Annotated in this window: 14 protein-coding genes; 7 read left to right on the top strand and 7 right to left on the bottom strand. The window is 60.7% G+C overall.

What is annotated here, in order from left to right; translation table 11 throughout:
- Window positions 1-5: 5 nt before the first annotated feature.
- The 4 genes from ACP7BO_RS19820 to ACP7BO_RS19835 all read left to right on the top strand — a co-directional run bounded on the left by ACP7BO_RS19820 (window position 6) and on the right by ACP7BO_RS19835 (window position 6213).
- Entirely contained in the window at window positions 6-1097 is a 1092-nt protein-coding gene (locus ACP7BO_RS19820) for an efflux RND transporter periplasmic adaptor subunit (RefSeq protein ID WP_060696375.1), read from the top strand.
- On the top strand, window positions 1094-2176 hold the full coding sequence (locus ACP7BO_RS19825) for an efflux RND transporter periplasmic adaptor subunit (protein ID WP_426212255.1): 1083 nt from the start codon (window positions 1094-1096) through the stop codon (window positions 2174-2176). Before ACP7BO_RS19820 ends, ACP7BO_RS19825 begins: the two co-directional genes overlap by 4 nt.
- Window positions 2173-5235, top strand: coding sequence for an efflux RND transporter permease subunit (locus ACP7BO_RS19830; protein ID WP_397455334.1), 3063 nt, complete (start codon window positions 2173-2175; stop codon window positions 5233-5235). The genes ACP7BO_RS19825 and ACP7BO_RS19830 overlap by 4 nt, the downstream gene beginning before the upstream one ends.
- Window positions 5236-5472: 237 nt before the next feature.
- Entirely contained in the window at window positions 5473-6213 is a 741-nt protein-coding gene (locus tag ACP7BO_RS19835) for an SDR family oxidoreductase (protein ID WP_060696372.1), read from the top strand.
- Between the two features lie 90 nt (window positions 6214-6303).
- Here the strand turns inward: ACP7BO_RS19835 and betT are convergent, their stop codons facing one another.
- The 3 genes from betT to ACP7BO_RS19850 all read right to left on the bottom strand — a co-directional run bounded on the left by betT (window position 6304) and on the right by ACP7BO_RS19850 (window position 9890).
- The gene (gene betT / locus ACP7BO_RS19840) at window positions 6304-8301 is read right to left on the bottom strand and encodes a choline transporter BetT (RefSeq protein WP_426212258.1); all 1998 of its coding nucleotides are present in this window, start codon (window positions 8299-8301) and stop codon (window positions 6304-6306) included.
- 321 nt (window positions 8302-8622) lie between these two features.
- Window positions 8623-8949, bottom strand: a complete 327-nt coding sequence (locus ACP7BO_RS19845; protein WP_060696370.1) for a DOPA 4,5-dioxygenase family protein — start codon at window positions 8947-8949, stop codon at window positions 8623-8625.
- A 29-nt stretch (window positions 8950-8978) separates the two neighbouring features.
- Window positions 8979-9890 carry a choline sulfate utilization transcriptional regulator gene (locus ACP7BO_RS19850; protein ID WP_397455333.1) on the bottom strand — a complete coding sequence of 304 codons (912 nt, stop codon included), beginning with the start codon at window positions 9888-9890 and terminating at the stop codon, window positions 8979-8981.
- A gap of 112 nt (window positions 9891-10002) precedes the next feature.
- Here ACP7BO_RS19850 and betC point away from each other — a divergent pair, with 112 nt between their 5' ends.
- Window positions 10003-11511 carry a choline-sulfatase gene (gene betC, locus ACP7BO_RS19855; RefSeq protein ID WP_426212261.1) on the top strand — a complete coding sequence of 503 codons (1509 nt, stop codon included), beginning with the start codon at window positions 10003-10005 and terminating at the stop codon, window positions 11509-11511.
- Window positions 11512-11664: 153 nt separating this feature from the next.
- Window positions 11665-13233, top strand: a complete 1569-nt coding sequence (locus ACP7BO_RS19860) for a SulP family inorganic anion transporter (protein WP_073509953.1) — start codon at window positions 11665-11667, stop codon at window positions 13231-13233.
- A gap of 83 nt (window positions 13234-13316) precedes the next feature.
- Here ACP7BO_RS19860 and aroE read toward each other — a convergent pair whose 3' ends face one another.
- Both aroE and hemF read right to left on the bottom strand, forming a co-directional pair.
- Window positions 13317-14138 carry a shikimate dehydrogenase gene (gene aroE / locus ACP7BO_RS19865; RefSeq protein ID WP_397455330.1) on the bottom strand — a complete coding sequence of 274 codons (822 nt, stop codon included), beginning with the start codon at window positions 14136-14138 and terminating at the stop codon, window positions 13317-13319.
- On the bottom strand, window positions 14138-15064 hold the full coding sequence (gene hemF / locus ACP7BO_RS19870) for an oxygen-dependent coproporphyrinogen oxidase (protein WP_397455329.1): 927 nt from the start codon (window positions 15062-15064) through the stop codon (window positions 14138-14140). The genes aroE and hemF overlap by 1 nt, the downstream gene beginning before the upstream one ends.
- A gap of 162 nt (window positions 15065-15226) precedes the next feature.
- On the opposite strand from hemF, the gene ACP7BO_RS19875 reads away from it, so the two are divergent.
- Window positions 15227-16204 carry an NADPH:quinone reductase gene (locus ACP7BO_RS19875; protein WP_426212264.1) on the top strand — a complete coding sequence of 326 codons (978 nt, stop codon included), beginning with the start codon at window positions 15227-15229 and terminating at the stop codon, window positions 16202-16204.
- A 124-nt stretch (window positions 16205-16328) separates the two neighbouring features.
- On the opposite strand, the gene ACP7BO_RS19880 is transcribed toward ACP7BO_RS19875, so the two are convergent.
- Window positions 16329-16886 (bottom strand): L-threonylcarbamoyladenylate synthase, encoded by a 558-nt coding sequence (locus tag ACP7BO_RS19880; RefSeq protein WP_060696364.1) that lies wholly within the window; start codon window positions 16884-16886, stop codon window positions 16329-16331.
- Window positions 16887-16921: 35 nt separating this feature from the next.
- On the bottom strand, window positions 16922-18019 hold the full coding sequence (dprA, locus tag ACP7BO_RS19885; protein WP_426212267.1) for a DNA-processing protein DprA: 1098 nt from the start codon (window positions 18017-18019) through the stop codon (window positions 16922-16924).
- Window positions 18020-18258: the final 239 nt, after the last annotated feature.

Here is an 18258-nt window from a genome sequence, read left to right on the forward strand (position 1 = left end):
CTTGCATGGCTGGTCCACGAAACAAGGCTGTTTTGGGCTTGAGCCTTTTGGTACTTCTGACCGCTTGCGGCAAAGAGGGGCCCAAAGAGCCTCTGGCCCCACGGGTATATGTACAGCAGGTCAGCACCCGCGAGTTTGCCCCGCCGATCCAGCTCAGCGGTGATATCCAGGCCCGCGTCGAAACCCAGCTTTCATTCCGGGTCGGCGGCAAGATCATCGAGCGCAAGGTCGATGTCGGTGATCACATTCTGCCCAGTCAGGTGCTGGCCAGCCTCGACCCCAAAGACCTGAAAATCCAGGTTGAAACGGCGCAGGCCAGCGTCAACGCACAACAGGCCCAGGTGGTGCAAACCCGAGCCGCGTTTGTTCGTCAGCAAAAGCTGCTGCCAAAAGGCTACACCAGCCAAAGTGAATACGACTCTGCCAATGCCGCGCAGCTCAGCGCGCAAAGTGCCCTGGCGGCCGCACAGGCGCAGCTGGCCAACGCCCGCGAGCAACTGAGCTACAGCCAGCTGCACGCCGAGGCACCGGGGATCATTACCGCGCGCCAGGCCGAAGTCGGGCAAGTGGTGCAGGCCACCATGCCGATTTTCACCCTGGCCCGCGACGGTGCACGCGACGCGGTCTTCAACGTGTATGAGTCTCTGTTCATCGAGCCGCCCAAAGACCCTACCGTGCAAGTCACGCTGCTGAGCAATCCGGCGATCAAGGTTAACGGCCAGATCCGCGAGATCACCCCCACCGTGTCGGCACAAAGCGGCACCCTGCAGATCAAGGTGCAACTGGATGCGTTGCCAAAAGGCATGGATCTGGGCTCGATTGTCAGCGTTAACCTGACCCCGCCTGCCAGCCCCAGCATCGAACTGCCCTGGTCAGCCCTGACCAAGGACGTCAGCGAGCCCGCGGTGTGGATCGCCGACGAGCAAAATAATGTGCGCTTGCAACGGGTCCAGGTCGGGCGCTACCTGACCGGCAGCGTGATCGTCAGCAAAGGCCTCAAAGATGGAGAAAAAGTCGTGGTCGCAGGCGGACAATTGCTGCACCCCGGGATGAAGGTTGAAGTTGCACCCACCCCGGCTCAGGGGACCCAACTATGAACCGGCCAAGCCTGTACCGCCTGGGGATCCTGCCGTTGACCGCCGCCCTGTTGCTGGGCTGCTCTGAAAAAAAACCGCCCGAGCCCGTTCGTCCGGCCTTGTACATCGTGGTCCAGCCCCAGCTTGCAGACCAGTTGGGGCGCTTTGCCGGCAACATCGAAGCACGCTACGAAAGCACTCTGGGCTTTCGCGTGCCGGGCCGTATCGTGCGCCGCTATTACGACGTGGGCGCAGTCGTCAGGAAGGGAGACATCCTGGCCAACCTCGACCCCACCGATCAGCAAAACCAGCTGCGCTCGGCCCAGGGCGATCTGGCCAAGGTGCAGGCGCAACTGATCAATGCCCAGGCCACCGCCCGTCGCCAGCAAGAACTGTTCAACCGGGGCGTCGGAGCCCAGGCGCAACTGGACACGGCACAGGCCAACCTCAAAACCACCGCGGCCTCGATGCAACAAGCCGTGGCCGCGGTGAATCAGGCCCGGGATCAGCTCAGCTACTGCGACCTGCGTGCCGATCATGACGCCGTGATCACCCAGTGGAAGGCCGAGGCCGGGCAAGTGGTGAGCATCGGCGAGGAGGTGGTTACCCTGGCGCGTCCTGAAATCAAAGAGGCGGTGATCGATCTGCCCGGGCCTCTGGCCGAGGCGCTGCCCAAAGGCATTGAGTTTCTCGTCGCCGGCCAGCTCGACCCGAACGTCAACACCACCGCCCACATTCGCGAAATCGCGCCCCAGGCCGACAGCGCCACCCGTACCCGGCGCACCCGGCTGACCCTGGACCAGACCCCGGCAGCCTTTCGCCTCGGCAGCTCTGTCAGCGTGACCGTCAGCAGCCCAATTGCCGAGCACTTCGAATTACCGCTTACCGCCTTGCAGGAAACCGACGGCCACAGCCGCGTCTGGATCATCGACCCGCACGCCAAAACCGTAAGCCCGCACGACGTCAACGTGCTGCGCCGTGATGGGCAAACGGTGTTGCTCGCCGGCGGGTTGAAGGGCGGCGATTACGTGGTCAGCGCCGGCGTCAACAGCCTCACCCCCGGGCAAAAAGTCAGACTTGATAAGGAAAGCTCGCAATGAATGGGAAGTTCAACCTGTCCGAGTGGGCTCTGAAGCATCAGTCATTTGTCTGGTATTTGATGTTTATGGCGGTGGTCGCCGGAATCTTTTCGTACATGAACCTGGGCCGCGCGGAAGATCCGTCCTTCGCGATCAAAACCATGGTCATCCAGACCCGGTGGCCCGGCGCCACCGTCGATGAAACCCGGCTGCAAATCACTGACCGCATCGAGAAAAAGCTCGAAGAGCTGGACTCGCTGGACTACGTGCAAAGCTATACCCGACCCGGCGAGTCCACGGTCTTTGTGTTCCTCAAGGACACCACCAAGGCCGATGCCATTCCCCATATCTGGTATGAAGTGCGCAAAAAGATCGGCGACATTCGCGGCGATTTCCCCCAGGGCATTCAAGGCCCCGGGTTCGACGACGAGTTCGGGGATGTGTACGGCACCATTTTCGCCTTTACCGGCGACGGCTTCACCATGCGCCAGCTGCGCGACTACGTGGAGCAGGTCCGCACCGGGATTCGCGATGTGCCCAACCGCGGCAAGGTCATGACCATCGGCGAGCAGGATGAAACCTTCTACCTGAACTTTTCGACCCGCAAACTGGCGGCCCTGGGCCTCGACCAACAGCACGTGCTGGAAAGCCTGCAGGCGCAAAACGCCGTGACCCCGGCCGGGGTCATTGAAGCCGGGCCCGAGCGCATGTCGGTTCGTACTTCGGGGCAGTTCCACAGTGTCGAAGACCTGGAAGCGGTGAACCTGCGGGTCAACGACCGCTTCTACCGGCTGGCCGATATCGCCGAAATCAGCCGCGGTTACGTCGACCCGTCCGCGCCCATGTTCCATTACAACGGCAAGCCTGCCATCGGCCTGGCGATTGCCATGATCGACGGCGGCAACATTCAAGAGTTCGGCAAACAGCTGCAGCAACGCATCGACGACCTCACGGCCGAACTGCCGGTGGGTGTGGGCGTACACATGGTGTCCGACCAGGCGCAGGTGGTCGAGGTGGCCGTGGGCGGTTTCACCAGCGCGCTGTTTGAGGCAGTGGTGATCGTGCTGGCGGTGAGTTTCCTCAGCCTGGGGCTGCGTGCGGGCCTGGTGGTGGCGATCTCGATCCCGCTGGTGCTGGCGCTGGTCTTTGTGTTCATGGAATTCACCGGCATTGCCATGCAGCGGGTATCCCTGGGTGCGCTGATTATCGCCCTGGGCCTGCTGGTGGACGACGCGATGATCACGGTGGAAATGATGATCACGCGGCTCGAGCTGGGGGAGACCAAGGAGCAGGCCGCGACCTTTGCCTACCACTCCACGGCCTTCCCGATGCTCACCGGTACTCTGGTGACGGTGGCAGGCTTCGTGCCCATCGGCCTCAACAACAGCTCGGCAGGGGAATACACCTTCACCCTGTTCGCGGTGATTGCCGTGGCGATGCTGGTGTCGTGGGTGGTGGCGGTGCTGTTTGCGCCGGTGCTGGGGGTGCATATCCTCAGCGCCAAGGTCAAACCCAAGTCCGAGGAGCCCGGACGTCTGGCCCGGACCTTCGATAACGGCCTGCTGTGGTGCATGCGCCATCGCTGGATGACCATCGGCGTCACCGTGCTGATGTTTGTGCTGGCGATTTTCGGCATGGGGCTGGTGCAGAACCAGTTCTTCCCGGCATCCGACCGCCCCGAAATCCTGGTGGACCTGAACCTGCCGCAAAACGCTTCGATTCAGGAAACCCTCAAGGTCACCCAACGTTTTGAAGAGTCGCTCAAGGGCGACCCGGATATCGTGCGCTGGAGTTCATACATCGGCGAAGGCGCGATTCGTTTCTACCTGCCGCTGGACCAGCAACTGCAAAACCCGTTCTACGCCCAGCTGGTGATCGTCAGCGCCGGGCTTGAGAGCCGGGATGCCTTGATGGAACGCCTCAACAAACGTCTGCGTGAAGAGTACGTAGGGGTCGGCAGCTTTGTGCACACCCTGGAACTGGGGCCGCCGGTGGGCCAGCCGCTGCAATATCGGGTCAGTGGCAAGAACATCGATCTGGTGCGCAAATACTCACTGGATCTGGCCTCGGTACTGGATGCCAACCCCAACGTCGGCGAAACCATCTTCAACTGGAACGAACCGGGCAAGGTACTGCGCATCGACATCGCCCAGGACAAGGCCCGCCAGTTCGGGCTGTCATCCGAAGACGTGGCCAAGGTGATGAACAGCATCGTCAGCGGTGCAGCCGTCAGCCAGGTCAAGGACGACATCTACCTGATCAACATCGTCGGCCGTGCCGTCGGCAGCGAGCGTGGCAGCCCGGAGACCCTGCTGAACCTGCAAATCACCACCCCCAGCGGCACCTCGATTCCGTTACTGGCCTTTGCCACTGTGCGCTACGAGCTGGAACAACCGCTGATCTGGAGCCGCGACCGGATCCCCACCCTGACCCTCAAGGCCTCGGTACGCGGTTCGATGCAGCCGACCGATCTGGTGGCCAAGCTCAAACCGCAAGTCGACAAGTTCGCTGACAGCCTGCCGCAGGGCTACACCCTGCAAACCGGCGGCACGGTTGAACAAAGCGCCAAGGCCCAGGGCCCGATCGCCAAAGTGGTGCCGTTGATGCTGTTTTTGATGGCCACCTTCCTGATGATCCAGCTGCAAAGCGTGCAGAAGATGTTCCTGGTGGTGAGTGTGGCGCCACTGGGGCTGATCGGTGTGGTGCTGGCGCTGGTGCCGACCGGCACGCCAATGGGCTTTGTGGCGATCCTGGGGATTCTCGCCCTGGTGGGCATCATCGTGCGTAACTCGGTGATTCTGGTGACCCAGATCGACCAGTACGAACGCGATGGCTTCGACCCCTGGCACGCGGTCATGCAAGCCACTCAACACCGGCGACGGCCGATTCTGCTGACGGCGGCAGCGGCCAGCCTGGGCATGATTCCGATTGCACGTGATGTGTTCTGGGGCCCCATGGCCTACGCCATGATCGGCGGCATCATCTCCGCCACCTTGCTCACGCTGTTGTTCCTGCCCGCGCTGTACGTGGCCTGGTACAAGATCAAGGAAAGCAAGGACGCGCCGCCAGCCCATGCCTGATGCCCTCTTAGGGCGATGTCCCTTGTGGACAGGCATCGGCTGCTTCGCCTGTTGATGTGGAGATCGCACACCCCCTGTAGGAGCGAGCTTGCTCGCGAGCTTTTCAACGCAGCAACGAAGAGCTCGCTCCTACAAGAGGCCTGGAAGATTGTCGGGAATTTCCGAATACCGGTATCGAATTCACCCCCCTTTATCTGCATAAACACAGATGTGCAGCTAGCCATATGGAGTGTTGCCATGAGTACTTCTCTGCCAAAAGTCGCCCTGATCACGGGCGCATCCCGGGGCATCGGAGCCGTGATTGCCAGACAACTGGCCGGCGAAGGATTTGCTGTCGTGATCAATTACGCCAACAGTGCCGATGAAGCCTCAGCGTTGGTTGATGAACTGCACAGGGCGGGGCATCAGGCGATTGCCGTACAGGCCGATGTGGCCAGTGCCGCGGACGTCGCGCGGCTGTTCGATGAAGCTGAAGAACAGCTGGGCAAAATCGACGTACTGATCAACAACGCTGGCGTGCTCAAGGTGTTGCCGCTGGCGCAACACAGCGATGAGCTGTACGAGCAGACCTTCAACATCAACACCCGGGGCACCTTCAACACCCTGCGCGAAGCGGCCACCCGGCTGAACAGCGGCGGGCGCATCATCAATTTTTCCAGCAGCACGGTAGGCATGAATTTGCCGGGGTATGCGATCTATATCGCCAGCAAGGCAGCAGTTGAATCGCTGACCCAAGTGTTTGCCAAAGAGTTGCGGGGTCGGCAAATCACCGTGAACGCCGTGGCACCGGGGCCGGTGGCGACGCAATTGTTCATGCAGGGCAAGACTGAAGAGCAGATCCAGAGCTTCGCCAAAATGCCGCCCCTAGAACGATTGGGGCAACCCGAAGACATCGCCAGAATCATCTCGTTTCTGGTGAGTCCGGCGGCGGAGTGGGTAAACGGGCAAGTACTGCGGGCCAATGGCGGCCTGGTTTAAAGGCACATTACGAGCAAGCTCGCTCCTGCAGGGATTGTGCAACCCTGCAGGAGCGAGCTTGCTCGCGATGGCATCAAACCGTTGCCCGAATCAGCGCACCAGGTGCAAGAACTGCATATGGCGCTCGTACTGGTCGAGGATGTCGTTGATGATTTGCTCCTTGGTGTAGCCGGTCAGGTCATAGTCCTGGCTGCCTTCACTCAGGTGCACTTCGGCACGGTAGTAGCGGCGGTTGCGCAGCTGCTCTTTCTTGCCAAAACCACCCCGGGCGAATGACGGTGTGAAGTAGCCACGCATCTGCACCTGGTAGATGAACGGGTGTTCCTCACCATGGCCGATTTCAAGGCTCACGTTGTCATTGGCCGGGTCCGGCTGGGTCACGACGTTAAGGCCTTTTTCCCGGAACACCGCACTCACTTCTTCAATCGCCGGGCGCACGGTGGTGTCCATAAAGCGGTACACCTCGTCACGGGACGGGAAGTGCACAGCCTGGCTCAGGCGTTGACGCCAGCCGCCACGACGCCCGTGCGACACCGGCGCCAGGGAATGCATCTGCGCGATTTGCTTCTGCGACTCGAGGTAGAACGCCTTGTGCAGGCCCCACATCATCAGCAGCAGAATCAGCGAGAACGGTAACGAGGTGAGCACCACCGCGGACTTCAGCGCGTCAATACTGCCCGAGAACAACAGCGCGCTGGTCACCAGGGCCGTCATCGCACCCCAGAACACCCGCAGCCATTTCGGGCCGTCTTCGTCGGCGTTGTTGCCACGCGCCGACAGGGTAGAGAGCACCACGGTGCCGGAGTCGGCCGAGGTCACGAAGAACACAAAACTGATGAACACCGTCACGGCGATCACGGTTTTGCTCCAGGGGTAAGTCTCAAGCAGCAGGTACAGCGTGCGCGACGGATCGTCGATGGCCGACTGGCCAAGGGCAACCATGCCGTGATTGAGCACCTGGTCGATGGCGCTGTTACCGAAGATCGACATCCACGCCAGGGTAAAGCCCAACGGGATCAGCAGCACGCCGAACACGAACTCGCGAATGGTACGGCCACGGGAAATACGCGCAATGAACAGGCCCACAAACGGCGACCATGCGATCCACCAGGCCCAATAGAACACGGTCCAGCCGCCCAGCCAGTCGCTCGGCTTGTCATAGGCATAGACGTCGAAACTCTTGGTCGGCAGAGCCCCCAGATAGTCACCGATGTTCTGCACCAGAGTGTTGAGCAAATGCTGGGTAGGGCCGGCGAACAATACAAACAGCAGCAGCGCACAGGCCAGCAGCATGTTGATGTCGGACATCACCCGCACACCCTTGTCGACGCCGGCAATGGCCACCAGAATCGCGGCCCCCATCATCAGGGTGATCAAGCCTACCTGCACCCACTGGGTGTGCGGCAAGCCAAACAGGTAGTCGAGGCCACTGTTGAGGTGCAACACCCCAAACCCCATGTCGGCCCCCAGGCCAAACACGGTGGCGATAATGCCGAAGCCATCCACGGCGTAGCCGATGGGCCCGTTGATACGTTTACCGATCAGCGGGTACAGCGCCGAACGCAGCGCCAGCGGCAGGTTGTGACGATAGGCAAAGTACGCCAGCGCCATGCCGACAAAGGCGAAAACACCCCAGCCATGCAGGCCCCAGTGCAAAAACAGTAACTGCATGGCCTGACGCGCAGCCTCTTCACCACCGGCCGGGCCTTGGGGCGGAGCCAGCATATGGGTCAGGGGTTCGGACACACAGAAGAAAAATAGCGTGATGCTGATCCCGGCGGCGAAGAGCATGCCCGCCCAGGACAGGTAACTGAACTCGGGCTCGTCATGATCGGCACCGAGCTTGATCTTGCCGTAGCCGGACAGCGCGGTGGTGACCACAAAGATCAGGTACAGGGTCATGGCGAGCATGTAGTACCAGCCGACCGTATTGGCCGCCCAGTTTTGCGCCGCCAGCAGCCATTCACCGGCGGCCTGGGGCATGGCAATGACTACTAGGCCGAAGATCAGAATAAACGCGGCAGCGAAGTAAAACACCGGCGGGTTCATGCGGATTTGAGACGTCTCTGACGTCACTGGAGCACTCATTGGATGTGCACCTTGTAGAGGTAAAACGAGAGCAAAAAGAGCGCGTTCGGCAAAGGTAAGCCTCCTGTTGTGAGCGGGCAGCGGACCACCGGTTTAACTTGAATAACCGTTCAAGTTAAACATGGATGGTCTTTTAGAACTAATCGCTACCCTCGGCTTTACGTGTCATACGTTAGCTCATGGACAGGTATGACACATGGCCATGACCATCGTTCAGCCGTTATAGCGTGGGGCTATCAGGGGTTTGCCGGTCATCAGGAATGGCAGGTATTGGCCGGAGTGAAAAAAACCCGAAGTTTTTTTTCACAGCCTTGCAATTGATCAAAAAACAGCCAGATTCAGTGGCCTTATCGCCCCCATCCAGATCGCATGATCGGTGTGGTCCAGCAAGTCATGACCGGTATCGGGATGCAAAAAAACCACCAGGCCGTGCCGGTTCAATGCTAACCAGGGCAGCACGACGCCGATCAGCTCGGGCCCGAACGCCAGCTGGCAACTCCAGTCCGGGTGCGGGCCGACGGGGCGCTCGTGAACCCGGCCCATGGTCACGCCGAACAGCTGCGCGGCCTCTTCGCACAGGGCCCGCGCCTGCACGAGGGTCGTAGCGTCGAAATATACGTGGGCGTGATAACCCTTGATGCGTTGCATAAAGATTCTCCTGCAGGAAATGAATGGGGTTATCGCTCTGCATTCTGCTCGGACAGCATCCAGTCGACGAAGACCCGGGCCAGCCGGTTACGGCGTTTGCGCTGAGGCATGACTGCGTAATAGCCCCAGGTCGATTGCGCGGATTCGGCAAAAGGCCGGCACAGCACCCCTTGCTCCAGCAAGTTATCCACAAGGTGCTTCCAGCCTATGGCCATGCCTTGCCCGGCAATCGCGGCCTGGATCAGCAAGGTGTAGTTGTCGAATCGCAGCTGGCCGGGCGCCGGGGGCGGGCCGAGCTTGAGAGCGTCAAACAGTCGGTACCAGTCAAACCACTGGCGGGCATGTTCGCCACGTAACTGCAGCAACGCAAAGTCACCCAGGGCCCGGGCCGATAAAGGCAACGTCTGCCCGGCCAGCAAGTGCGGGCTACATACCGGGAACACTTCTTCGTTGAATAGCCATTGGGATTCACCCTGGCTGAAACGCCCTTGACCAAACAGGACCCCCACATCGATATCGCCCTGCAGGGCATCGTGGCTGCGCTCACGGGTTAGCAGGCTTACATCGATTTGCGGATACGCCGCATGAAATCGCGGCAGGCGAGGCATCAACCAGTAGGCGGCAAAGGCAAAATCGGTGGCAACTTGCAGCACTTCACGGGCCGGTTGTGCGCTTAACGCCTGCAAACCGGCGTCTATTTGCTGCAAACCCGCTTGTACTTGCAAGAACAGGCCAAGCCCGGCCTCGGTCAGTGCGATGCCGCGATAAATACGGTCAAACAGGCGTATCCCCAGACGCGACTCAAGCCGTTTAAGTTGCTGGCTGATGGCAGGCTGGGTCGTCCCCAGCTCCAGCGCCGCCGCGGTGAAACTGCGGTGGCGGGCGGCCGCCTCAAAGGTGCGCAACAGGTCCAGGGATATATCGCCCAACGCTTTATACATTAGCTGTGCTTATCCTAGTCATTGCGGTGCATGGGTTTTACCACGTGTTTCAAGGTCTTCATGCTGACAGCCAGTACTTTCGCATAAATTTTCATCATGAAAGGCCGCCCTCATGTCACGTAAAAATATTCTGTTCATCATGGCCGATCAAATGGCCGCCCCGCTGTTGCCGATCTACGGCCCGTCCCCGATAAAACTGCCGAACCTGAGCCGCCTGGCAGCGCAGGGCGTCGTGTTTGACGCCGCGTACTGCAATAGCCCGCTGTGTGCGCCATCGCGCTTTACCCTGGTCAGCGGCCAGCTCCCGAGCAAGATCGGCGCCTACGACAATGCGGCTGATTTGCCCGGTGATGTGCCGACTTATGCGCACTACCTGCGCCGCATGGGGTATCGCACCGCGCTGGCAGGCAAGATGCACTTTTGCGGGCCCGACCAGCTGCATGGCTTTGAAGAACGCCTGACCAGTGATATTTACCCCGCCGACTACGGCTGGTCGGTCAATTGGGATGAGCCCGATGCTCGCCCCAGCTGGTATCACAACATGGCCTCGGTGCTGCAAGCCGGGCCCTGCGTGCGCACCAATCAACTGGATTTCGACGAAGAGGTGGTGTTCAAGGCCCAACAATACTTGTTCGACCATATTCGCGAAGACGGTGACCGGCCGTTTTGCCTGACAGTCTCCATGACCCACCCGCACGACCCGTACACCATCCCCAAACCGTATTGGGACATGTACTGCGACGAGGATATCCCGCTGCCCGAGACCCCGCCCCAGGACAGCCTCGACCCGCATTCGCAACGTCTGCTCAAGGCTTATGACCTGTGGGACAAACCGCTGCCTGTGGATAAGATTCGCGACGCTCGGCATGCCTATTTCGGCGCCTGCAGCTACATCGACGACAATATCGGCAAACTGCTGCAAACCCTCGAAGACACCGGGCTGGCCGATGACACCGTGATTGTGTTTTCCGGCGATCACGGCGACATGCTGGGCGAGCGCGGGCTTTGGTACAAAATGCACTGGTTCGACATGGCCGCCCGGGTGCCGTTGCTGGTGTACGCACCGGGGCAGTTCGAACCGGCCCGGGTTGGCGCGGCGGTCTCCACTGCCGATCTGCTGCCGACGTTTGTCGAACTGGCGGGCGGCACGTTAGAGGCCGGGCTGGACCTGGACGGACGCTCGCTGGTCTCGCACCTGCGGGGCGAAGGCGGGCATGACGAAGTGTTTGGCGAGTACATGGCCGAAGGCACGATCAGCCCGCTGATGATGATTCGCCGGGGCGCCTACAAATTTATCTACAGCGAAGACGACCCGTGCCTGCTGTTTAATTTGCACAACGACCCGCGTGAACGCGAAGAGCTGAGCCAGTCCCCCGATCATCAGGCACTGTTCAATGACTTTTTAGCCCAGGCCCGGGCCAAATGGGACATCCCGACGATTCACCAGCAAGTGCTTGCCAGCCAGCGCCGGCGCCGCCTGGTGACCCAGTCACTGGCCACCGGCAAGCGGACCAGCTGGGATCATCAGCCCTGGGTCGACGCCAGCCAACAATACATGCGCAACCACATCGACCTCGATGACCTTGAGCGCAAGGCACGTTATCCACAGGTCGGCAGCTAAAACGACGCGCGATCCGAACCTTGATCCGCAGGAGCGAGCTTGCCTCGCGATAGCCTTGAGGACGCCTCGTTATCAAACAATGCGTTATCGTTAACAACCATCGCGAGGCAAGCTCGCTCCTGCAAAGAATCTGTTTAACCCGACGAGAGCCCCATGGCCTGGCCAAAGTACACCCACCTGCTGCCATTTCTAAGCTGGCTGCCCAAGCAAACCCGCGCCAGCGTCAGCCGCGATGCACTGGTGGGCCTGAGCGGGGCCATTCTCGCGTTACCGCAATCCATCGCCTACGCACTGATCGCAGGCCTGCCGCCGGAATACGGGCTCTATGCCGCGATTGTGCCGGTGATCATCGCGTGCCTGTGGGGCTCTTCGTGGCATTTGATCTGCGGCCCGACGGCGGCTATTTCCATTGTGCTGTATGCCAGCGTCAGCCCGCTGGCGGTACCCGGCACGCAGGACTACATCAGCCTGATTCTGTTGCTGACGTTTCTGGCAGGGATTTTTCAGTGGCTGCTGGGAATGTTGAAATTTGGCGCGCTGGCCAATTTTGTCTCGCACTCAGTGGTGGTGGGCTTCACCCTGGGCGCGGCCATCGTGATTGCACTGGGCCAGCTGCCAAACGTGCTGGGCCTGCATTTATCGAGCAAGGCCACGGCCCTGGATAGCCTGTTAACCCTGATCGCCCATGTTCGCCAATTTGATCCCGCTTCACTGGGGCTGGGTTTGGCCACCCTGGTGCTGGGCATCGTGCTCAAGCTGTGGGTGCCGCGCTGGCCGACCTTGCTCCTGACGCTGGTGATCGCCAGCCTGGCGGTCTGGCTGCTGCCGCAGGTATTTGGTCACGTCGAACTGGTGCAATCGTTCGTCGGCCGTCTACCGCCTTTGAGCCCCTTGCCCCTGGATGTCGATACGATCCTGCGCCTGCTGCCGAGTGCCGTGGCGGTGGGCATGCTGGGGCTGGTCACCAGCTTGTCGATCGCCCGTTCGCTGGCGACACGTTCGCAGCAAATGCTCGACGCCAATCAGGAAAGCCGGGCACAAGGTTTGTCCAACGTGGTGGGTTCGTTGTTCTCGGGTTACCTGTCGTCAGGGTCCTTCACCCGCTCGGGCCTGAGCTATGAAGGCGGCGCCAGTTCGCCACTGGCCGGGGTGTTTTCGGCGCTGTGGGTGACGTTGTTTGCGGTAGCGGGTTCCAGGCTGATCGCGCACATTCCGATCCCGGCGATGGCCGGCAGCATCTTGCTGATCTGCTGGGGGCTGGTAGACACGCGAGGCATTCGCGCGCTGTGGCGGGTCAGTCGTGCCGAGTTCGTGGTGATGGCGCTGACATGCGTCGCAACCCTGCTGCTGGAGCTGCAAACGGCAATTTATGCAGGGGTCCTGGCCTCACTGTTTTTCTACCTCAAACGCACCTCACGTCCGCGCATTCAACAGTGGCGCGATGGCGACGAGGAGATCTTGCGGGTCGGCGGCTCGATTTTTTTCGGCGCCAGCCATTACCTGCAAGTGCGCCTGCAACGCACCCAGGGCACGCGGGTGGTGATCGATGCGCAGCACATCAACTTCATCGATTACTCGGGGGTGGAAATGCTCCACCAGGAAGCGCGGCGCTTGCGCGGCCTGGGCCGTAGCCTGACCTTGCGTCGGGCGAGGCCGCAGGTGGTGGAGGAACTGAAAAAACTCGAAGGGCCGGACCACTGCCCGATTTCTTTTGAGGGATAAACCTGTACCCCTGTAGGAGCGAGCTTTTGAACCCGCAGCGAAGAGCTCGCGAGCAAGCTCGCTCCTACAGGATTGGGCGCCGGTTACAGCGCCAGTAACCGGCGCAGTTCAGCCAGTGCCGGCGCCGTATCCGGGCGCACACCGCGCCACAGGAAGAACGCTTCGCCGGCCTGCTCGGCCAGCATCCCCAGACCGTCCATGACCTGACCCGCACCGTGTTCGATCGCCCACGCGCAAAACGGCGTCTGCTGCTTGCCGTACATCATGTCGTAACACAGGGTTTTGCCCGGCTCGATCAGGCTGCTGGCAATGGGCGGCAACTCACCGGCCAGACTGGCCGAGGTGGCGTTGATGATCAGGTCGACCGGCTCGCGCAACCAGTCAAAACCGCTGGCGGCCACCGGCCCCAGATCGCTGAACAGTTCGGCCAGTACTTCTGCTTTTTCTACCGTGCGATTGGCAATGGTGACCGATGCCGGCTTTTCGGCCAGTAACGGTTCCAGGGCACCGCGTACTGCGCCGCCCGCACCCAGCACCAGGATGCGCTTGCCCTTGAGGCTGAAACCCGCATTTACGGTCAAATCACGGACCAGGCCCGCGCCGTCAGTGTTGTCACCCAGCAACGTACCATCAGCCAGTTTGCTCAAGGTGTTTACCGCGCCAGCCCTTTGCGCTCGCGGCGTAAGGCTGTTGGCCAGACGATAGGCGTCTTCCTTGAAGGGCACTGTGACGTTGGCACCGCGTCCCTGCTGGAAAAACGCCGAAGCGCAGCCAGCAAAATCATCCAGCGGCGCCAGCAGGGTGTCGTACTGCATGGACTGGGCAGTCTGCTCGGCAAACAGACGGTGCAGTACCGGAGATTTGCTGTGGGCAATCGGGTTACCGATAACGACATAACGGTCCATCAGATACGTTCCTCGGGTAGTGCCAGCCAGTCACGATCTTGCAGAAAGTACTCTGTCAGGCGTGCTTCTTCGCTGCCCGGCTCGGCTTTCCAGTCGTAACCCCAGCGCACTTGCGGCGGCAGCGACATCAGGATCGACTCGGTACGGCCGCCTGATTGCAGGCCGAACAGGGTGCCACGGTCATAGACCAGGTTGAACTCGACGTAGCGACCACGGCGAAATTCCTGAAATTCACGCTGTTTGGCGGTGTATTCGTCGGCTTTACGGCGCTGGACAATCGGCAGGTAGGCATCGATGTAGGCGTCGCCGATGGCACGGATAAAGGCGAAGCAGGTGTCGAAATCCCACTGGTTCAGGTCATCAAAAAACAGGCCGCCAATACCCCGGGGCTCGTTGCGATGCTTGATGTGAAAGTAGGTGTCGCACCAGGCTTTATAGCGCGGGTACACGTCTGCGCCAAACGGTGCGCAGGCCTGCTCCGCCACCCGGTGCCAGTGCACGCAGTCTTCTTCAACGGCGTAGTAAGGGGTGAGGTCGAAGCCGCCGCCAAACCACCACACCGGCTCTTCGCCGTCTTTTTCCGCAATGAAAAAGCGCACGTTGGCGTGGGAGGTCGGCACATGCGGATTGTGCGGATGGATCACCAGCGACACGCCAAGCGCTTCAAAGCCACGCCCTGCCAGCTCCGGGCGATGGGCGCTGGCAGACGGTGGCAAGCCGCTGCCGAACACGTGGGAAAAGTTAACCCCGCCTTTTTCAATCAGGCTGCCGTTTTCTATCACACGGGTGCGACCACCGCCGCCTGCCGGGCGCTCCCAGGCGTCTTCGACGAACTGGCTGGCGCCGTCTTCAGTTTGCAGTGCGTTGCAAATGCGGTCTTGAAGGTCGAGCAGATAGGCTTTTACAGCCTCGGTGCGAGTAGTCATGACATCACCTTAAATCGGGCAAAGCGACGCGGCACTTCGTTCAGAGCGGGGCCGGCGGCAAAGGGCCGCTAGCATAACACCGCACCCTGCTTCACCGCAGTTGACGAAGGTCACGCTTAAGCGTTGGATAGTGGCCTCGTCAATTGAGCAAGGACAGTGCAGATGGCTAAGCGTATCCAGTTTCGGAACCACGGCGGACCGGAAGTACTTGAGTATGTCGACTACCAGCCCGCCGAGCCGGGCCCGCAGCAAGTGCGCGTGCACAACCATGCCATCGGCCTGAAGTTCATTGATACCTACTACAGAAGCGGCTTGTACCCGCTGCCTGAACTGCCATCCGGGCTGGGCAATGAAGGTGCAGGCATTGTCGATGCGGTCGGCAGTGAAGTGCGCAACGTTAAAGTCGGCGATCGTGTGGCATACGGCACCGGCCCGTTGGGCGCGTACAGCGACTTGCATGTATTGCCTGCTGCGAATGTGGTGAAGCTGCCCGACGACATTTCGTTTGAGCAAGCCGCGGGGGTAATGCTCAAAGGGCTGACGACCCAGTACTTGCTGCGCCAGACGTACGAACTCAAAAGCGGTGAAACCATTTTGTTCCACGCAGCCGCCGGTGGCGTTGGCTCAATTGCCTGCCAATGGGCAAAAGCACTGGGTGTGAAGCTGATCGGCACGGTCAGCTCGGCGCAAAAAGCCGCTCACGCCAAAGCCCTGGGCGCATGGGAAACCATCGACTACAGCCATGAAGACGTGGCCAGCCGGGTACTGGAACTGACCGACGGCAAAAAGTGCCCAGTGGTGTACGACGGTGTAGGCAAAGACACCTGGCTTACCTCACTCGATTGCCTGGCGCCACGCGGCCTGATGGTCAGTTTTGGCAATGCGTCGGGCGCGGTGACCGGGGTGAACCTGGGGATCTTGTCGCAGAAGGGCTCGCTCTACGTGACCCGTCCAACCCTGGCGAGCTACGCCAACAGCCCTGAAAAACTGCAAGCGATGGCCGATGAGCTGTTCGAGATGATCCGCAGCGGCAAAATCAGGATCGACATCAGCCAGCGTATTGCGCTGAGTGACGCGGCCAAAGCACAGACCGAGTTGTCGGCACGCCGCACGACCGGATCAACGATTCTGGTGCCTTGATACCCCCCCAACTCCTGTAGGAGCGAGCCCCCCTTTGTAGGAGCGAGCTTCTCCTTGAAATCGCCCAGAGCTCGCGAGCAAGCTCGCTCCTACAGGTACAGATAAAGGTACAGATACAGGTTTATCAGGACGGGCGTACTACCTTGCCGGTCGCCAAATCACGGATCAGGCTCGGATTTTTCCGCCCGCCCAGATTGCCGCCCAGTACGTAGTCGATCTGCCCGCGAAAGTACTGCTCAACCTTCAGCCGCGTGCGCGCTGCAGGCAATCCTGCCGGGTTGGCCGATGTCGAAACAATCGGGCCCACCAGCGAACACAATTCGCGCACCTGCGGATGATCGCTCACACGCAGGGCCACAGTGTCATGAACACCGGTGATCCATTGCGGCAACAAGCCTTGATGCGGTACCAGCCAGGTATTGGGCCCCGGCCAGGTACTTGCCATGCGGTCGAGCCATGTCTGCGGGAAGTCTTCGAACAGAAAGTCGAACTGATGAATATTGTCGGCCACCAGAATCAGGCCTTTATCCACAGGTCGCGACTTGATCGCCAGCAAACGCTCTACCGCTTCTTCGTCCCACGGGTCACACCCCAAACCCCATACAGCTTCGGTTGGATAGGCAATCACCGCGCCTGCGCGAATGGCTCTTGCCGCTTGCTGGACGCGCCAGGTGCTGATCATTGAATGTCTCCGTATATGTGCTGTGCGCAGTGTACTTAGCTGGCGCGAGCAAACCAACGCCCCCCCTCCAGCACCACATGCCCCTCCAGCTCCAGTTCGGTCAGCGCGGCCAATAGTCGGGGCAGGTCCCAACCGCTGGCGCTGACCAGGGCTTCGCTGGTATGAGGCGCTGCCTGCAACAATTGCACTAACGGATGACAACTTGGCGTAAACAGTTCTGCTGTGGATACCGGCATCGAGCGCCAGCCACGCAGACCTTCAAGAATGTGCTCGACGGTTTCAACCAGCGTGGCGCCATCACGAATCAGTTGATGACACCCTCGTGAGCCCGGATGGTGAATGGAGCCCGGTATCGCGTAGACCTCGCGCCCCTGTTCGGCAGCCAGCCGGGCGGTGATCAGCGAACCGCTGGCAACGCTGGCCTCGACCACCAGGACGCCCAGTGACAATCCGCTGATGATTCTGTTGCGCCGCGGGAAGTTGGCCGGTTGCGGCCCGGCGTCCAGAGGAAACTCCGAAACCACTGCACTGCCGCTGGCGATCATTGCCTCGGCCAGAGCACGATGGCGCTGTGGATAAAGTTTTTGCAGACCGGTGCCAAGCACACCCACGGTCTGCCCGCCAATGCCCAGCGCCGCCTCATGTGCCGCGCCATCGATACCCACTGCCAGCCCGCTGGTTATCACAAATCCGGCCCCGGCCAGGCAACGGGAAAAGGCAGCGGCGGTGTCCAGAGCCGGCCTTGAGGCCCGTCGGCTGCCGACCATCGCCAACTGCGGCTTTTCCAGAATGGAGGGGTCTCCCGCCACGAATAGCAAGGGCGGGGCATCGCCCAGCTCAGCCAATAACGCCGGGTAATCCGGCTGGCCATGTAGCAACACATGGTGGCTGGAGCCCTCAAGCCAGCGCAATGCAGCGCTGGCACCCTCACGGACTGGCGGGCTGCGCCTGGCCTGGGCGCAGGCTGCCGGCAGCCCCAGTGCGCACCATGCACTGGCGGGAGCAGCAAGCGCCGAGCTGGCCGAACCGAACGCACTGAGCAGGGTGTAATAACGCCGGGGCCCGACCTCGGGCAATAGATGCAGACGCAGGCGGGCTTCCAGTTCTGCAGGGGATATTTCAGACAGCGGCATGGGATCATCCTTGATCTGTTTCAGCGCCTTCAAGAAGGGCACAACCTGTGGATAAGTCTGTTGACAAGTTGTTGGGAGAATCCTGCAAAAGGCCGGACTGAGCGGCTGCTTGGCCCTTGAAATTACGTGTACAAACCCAATCTTAGCCAAGTGCCTGGCCGAGGCTGCGGACATAGGTTTCAAACTGCGACACCCCGCGACCCGGACTTGTCACGGGCAGCCCGGCAGCTAGTCGTTTC

It is taken from the genome of Pseudomonas sp. TWR2-1-1, assembly GCF_049897045.1.
Lineage (GTDB): Bacteria > Pseudomonadota > Gammaproteobacteria > Pseudomonadales > Pseudomonadaceae > Aquipseudomonas > Aquipseudomonas versuta.